Genomic DNA, 4,924 nt, shown 5'->3' with positions numbered 1-4,924 from the left:
TAGGATCACAACGCATTGAGGTAGATATGCGAAGACAGCCTTGACGACAAAGTCCCCATGTGAGCGGGGTGGGCGGCGAAAGCGACCGGAAAGGCCCGCCGTAGAAGGCAGACCGCATCCGAAGGACCGGAACGAAGAGGAGGACCCGGAGCGGCAAGCGGAGGGTTGCGGGATGCCGCGGCTGGCCTAGAAGGGAGTGCCGCCCACCGCGCGCCACCGGGGAAGGCCACCACAAAATCGACGCCGGCCCGCTGGCCGGCGACCGTCAGCAGCCGACAGGCTGCCGGCGTCAGGGGGGCGAAGCCGGATGGCCGAGACCGCCTGAGCCTGTCGAAGAAAAGCGGGCTCGGTGCACGAGCACCCGGCGCGCGCCTTCAGGCGCGCGGGCGCTCAGGACTCTGGTCCCGAGAGCAGTTGATGCGGTCAAAATGCCCATTTTGCAGCTGTGGAAGACTGAACCTTGGCGTTTGCGCGCACATCGGCGATGCAGCTTCGCAGCCCGGCCGTCTCTACCACCCCGGCTATCACTTCGTCGCCGACCACCAACGCCGGCGTGCCGGTGATGTACAGCTCATTCGCGAGCGCGCGATCGCGTGCGATGGCTTCGGTGATGGCTAGGCCTTCCATATCCCGCTTGAGCTGCTCAACATCGAGGCCGACACGTGCCGCAATGACTAGGGTGGTTCTTTGGTTCACCAAGCCAGGAAAAGCAAAAAGGGCGCGATTAAACGCCTCATATTTTCCCTGTTTGTGGGAGGCGAGCGCCGCACGCGCGGCGAATTCGGAAGCAGGTCCCAGGACCGGGAGCTGTTTACGCACAATCCTCAGATTGGGATCATGCTTGAGGGCTTGCTGGAGAATGAGGTCCATTTCCTTGCACAGCGGGCAGTTGTAGTCGAGGAATGAGGCCAGGGGGACGTCGCCCTGCGGATTGCCGGCGACTGGCGAGGCGAGGTCGTTGAGGAGTGCGTCGCGATGCTGCGGAATGAGTATCCTCAAGTCCGCCGCGAGCAAGGCGTTCATCTCCGAGCCGTTGCAGGTCGTCAACCTATCTGGCTGTCGCCTTAGCGTTCCCAGCACGGACAGGGCGAGGACTAAAAAACCGATTACGGCGACAAGGACGGCGTTTTGCTTTGACATGGGTCGGGCTCCAATCAGCCGTTAACGGGGCAGCAACGGCTGGCCTTTTGGCGTGAAAGTTGGTCGTCGCTTTGGATCGCTTGCCCGGCACTTCCCGCAGTATCGGCAGTCGTGGGGGAGGCTCACAATGTCGATGCCGGCGCCATCTGGCGGTTGCTTTATGACGGCTTCGCTCCAATGGGCTGACTGCAATAGCTGAGCGGCGTTCGCGAGTTGCCAGCCGAGACCACCGGTCATCACGCCGGGCGATCTGCCCTTCAACGAACGCCCGAGCGCCGAAGCACCCGCTCGTGAGAGCCTTTGCCAATCGTCCATCATCCGGCTCGCCTGCTCCTGGCGACAACGAGCCTTCCCACTGCGTTGCCGAGAAAAATGGTCAGCACACGGCACTCCGACACAAAGTGGTCGACGCGAAGAATAAGCGTCGCGCCGGCAGCTGGGGCGGTCGGAACGACAAAGAGCGCCGCAGCCAACGTGAGGAGGCCCGCACCGGTAATGCGAGTTGTTCCCTTCGAAGAGAGCAAGGCGACGAACAGCAGCAGGATCCGACAGCCGATCGACAGATCCGTGTTCGTCGCCTGGGCGAGGAAGAGGGGGGCCAGCGTCATGTAGATATTGGTGCCGTGCAGATTGAATGAATATCCGGCCGGGATGCCGAGGCTCACGACCGAACGCCTGGCGCTCGACCCTTCGACGGGCGCGGCCCTCATCAGAATGCCGACCAGCTTGAACACCGGCGCAAGGAGCGCCTGAAGCAAAGAAAGCACAGGCTTGCCCGTGTCGCCGACCATCGCCAGGGCGATGCCGAACAGCACCGAGAAGAACAGGACCTGCAGGATATCGCCTTCGGCGAAGGCACCAACGATTGACGGCATCAGCAAGCCGGTCACGAACTGCTCGTGGACCTTGGCGGCATAGCCCTTCACGGCCTGAGCATCGAGCGAGGCTGGATCGATGTTGACGCCGGCACCTGGCTGAACGACATTTGCGACAATGAGACCGACAATCAATGCGAGGCTCGAGAAGGTGAGGAAATAGATCATTGCCTTGCCGGCGACCCGGCCGACCTTCTTGAGATCGTTCATGCCGCCGATGCCGGTCGCAATTGTCAGGAAGATGACAGGCGCGATGATGATCTTCACGAGCCTGATGAAAGCATCGCCGAGCGGCTTCAGAGCCTCTCCGGTCGCCGGATAGAAAAAGCCAACAGCGACGCCAAGGGCGACGGCGGCAAGCACCTGAACGTAAAGCCGCGCAATATGGGGCTTACGAGGCCCGGCGTTCGCGCTGTGGACTTGTGGAGCTAACACCGTTTCTCTCCCTGCCGGATCGGGTCGGGCTCTTCCTGCTTCAAGGCCTCTCACTGGCGGCGCTCCGGTCGAACGCTGCTGCCATCTCGGGCGCAAGTGCCGTGCCAAGCAGCGGCGGCGCGATAACGCGCAGGACCTCTCACGCAGTGCCGCATTCGCCGCAGCCGCGTGCCCTCTTAAAAACAAGGGCAGACCGTCGGCGGACATGCGGCCTGGCAGCGGCCGAAAGGTCGTCGAGGCAACCTGTTTGCCTTGGTGGCTGCGATCGGGATCTAGATGGTCGACATCTGGCTATGGCTATGTCCAAGCCATCGCCCAGTCGGCTGAGCTTGTCGGATATCAAACACCGCTGTCGACAGGGGATCGCTACCGCGATCCGTACAGTCTGGCGCTCCACAGATGGAGTAATCGACCGGCCGGGTTACGGCATGGGCCCTGAGCTGCCTCTTCGCGCGCGATCGTCGTTCTGGCCGCACCGCCCGCGAGCCACAATAAGTTTGTCCCGCCCCTTACAATAATTCATCAAGGCGTCTACCTCGGCAATCACCAGATCGGGCGTGATGTCGAACTTGCAGCGGACTTTGACCGGACAGCGCCGCACTTTGTCCAGACCACATCCCCGACATTCAATAACGCTCATAAGCATGCTGACCAGGGGACCACGGAAACCCCAAATTTCCGGTAGATGTGACGCGGTGAAAATTCCGACAGTAGGGCGGCCAAGCTGGGCAGCGACATGCCCAGTACCTGAATTGTTCGACACCACGAGCGCGGCCGAATTTATGAGATGATTGAATTCCAATTCTGACAAGTCGACAGCCGTTCGAATCTCCGCGGCCCCACGGTCGCGAGCTGTCATCGCGACCTCCTCAAGCGCTTCCCGGCTTTCGCCACGGCCGACGAGGATCACCTCACTACGGGTAGAAAGAGCAGCGACAAGTTTGCCAAAGTTTTCGATCGGCCAATCGCGCAGGCTGGAATTCGAAAACGGAGCCACGACGATCGGGGACTTGCCTTCTGTCGAACTCTGTCGGCGGCCCGCTTCACTTTCTGCGTCGAAACAGGCCGCTGCCTTTGCGACCAGAAAGAGGAGGATTTCCGACACATGCTGGAGACGTACCTGCTTACGGTCAACGAACCAATCAAGCCATGTGCGGGGGAATTTGTCGGCGATCCCTATTTTTTGGGCCAGCTTGTAGAAGATGGTTCTGCGCAATTTCAGATCGAATGGCGCTATCGCAATATCGATCTGATGCATTCCGTAAGGATCAACTATCGCCGCACGATGCCTGGCGGGGACTTCGAGCAAAATGGGCCGTGTCTCATCCGGGACACGCATATCAATGGCAAGATCAAACTCGCCGGTCAGCAGCGGCCGTATGTCGGCCGCTTTCTTGCGGGTATCGACCTTCGGGTTGCGAGGAAAGAAGTCAAAAGCAACGTAATCGTCGGCGAGGTTGAACTGTTTTGCAGTGTCGATGTTCCAGCTTCCGACCACCAGCGTAATGTGGGCTTGCGCAAAGCGCTGACGCAGGTCCATCAGGGGCGCTAGAGACATCCAAAAGTCCCCGACACGATCAAGCTTAAGCGCCAAAATTCTCATCTTGGCGCTTGACTGTTCCGACTCCTCCCAGCTGCGGTATATAATTTGATTGGTGTCGCGCTTTGTAAAGTATCCCATTGCCATTCCGAAGGTTATACGTACAATATTGCTTGCCTACTTATGTCTGTGTAGGTTGGATTGCTTCCAGTCTTATCCGCGTTGACAATTTAACGCGGCAAACGACTCTGAGACGACTGGTGGTTTGCAGTGTTCGCGGCTGCGAGTGAAAGAGGAGTTCCGGCGTCAGCCCCGGTCAGTCCGGAAGCTTTGCCGACCAGCGACGGCAATGACGGGCGCAAAGATGGGCTGTCGAATTTCTTTGCGGGAAGAGGCAGGTGCGGACTGGCCTGAATGAGTTAGGCCTAGGTGACGCCGGCCGTTCAACGGTTCTGAGAGGGGAAAGACTCCGCTAACAAAGAGAGGTCGGACAATTCGAAATCGTCGGCCTGCTGCAACTCATTCCCAGGACAATTTCCAGCGCACGTCTGAGCTCATGCAAAGATTTTCCCCTTTCGGGTTCCTTTTCACGCGACAGAGGCAGGGACGGTCGATGCGTGTCCGGTGCTGAGGTCAATGCGAGATTCCGGAAGGTTGAGAAAATCGTTTGTTTCGATGAAGCCCATCCACGCCATGGATGGATGGCTGCCAAAGGTTGCGGCCACAATACAGCGTAGCGGTAGCTAGCCGCTCCGGTGCGCGCTCACTTTCGAAGCGCCCAGCACCATCTCGGCATCGAGCACCTCAGGAAGTACCCGGCAGGGGGGGGGGGGGGGGGGGGGGGGGGGGGGGGGGGGGGGGGGGGGGGCGGCCGGCCGGGGGGGGGGGGGGGCGGGGGGGGGGGCGGGGGGGGGGGGGGGGGGGGGGGGGGGGG

Annotated in this window: 4 protein-coding genes; all 4 read right to left on the bottom strand. The window is 60.5% G+C overall.

All coding sequences use genetic code 11. The features are described from left to right. Positions 1 to 423: 423 nt before the first annotated feature. A complete protein-coding gene (locus AC0L17_RS33755) occupies positions 424 to 1,140 on the bottom strand; it encodes a DsbA family protein (RefSeq protein ID WP_473518898.1) in 717 nt (238 codons plus the stop codon). 314 nt (positions 1,141 to 1,454) lie between these two features. After that, positions 1,455 to 2,450: a cation:dicarboxylate symporter family transporter gene (locus tag AC0L17_RS33750; protein ID WP_473479460.1), complete on the bottom strand. Its 996-nt coding sequence runs from the start codon at positions 2,448 to 2,450 to the stop codon at positions 1,455 to 1,457. A 421-nt stretch (positions 2,451 to 2,871) separates the two neighbouring features. Then, positions 2,872 to 4,131, bottom strand: a complete 1,260-nt coding sequence (locus tag AC0L17_RS33745) for a glycosyltransferase family 9 protein (protein WP_473518897.1) — start codon at positions 4,129 to 4,131, stop codon at positions 2,872 to 2,874. A gap of 602 nt (positions 4,132 to 4,733) precedes the next feature. Further along, positions 4,734 to 4,924 (bottom strand): hypothetical protein (locus tag AC0L17_RS33740; RefSeq protein ID WP_473518896.1); only part of this gene is annotated, 191 nt, incomplete at its 5' end.

Source organism: Mesorhizobium sp. WSM4829 (genome assembly GCF_055811475.1).
Note: the sequence above shows the minus strand (reverse complement) of the source record. Positions and strands in the feature narration are given on the sequence as shown.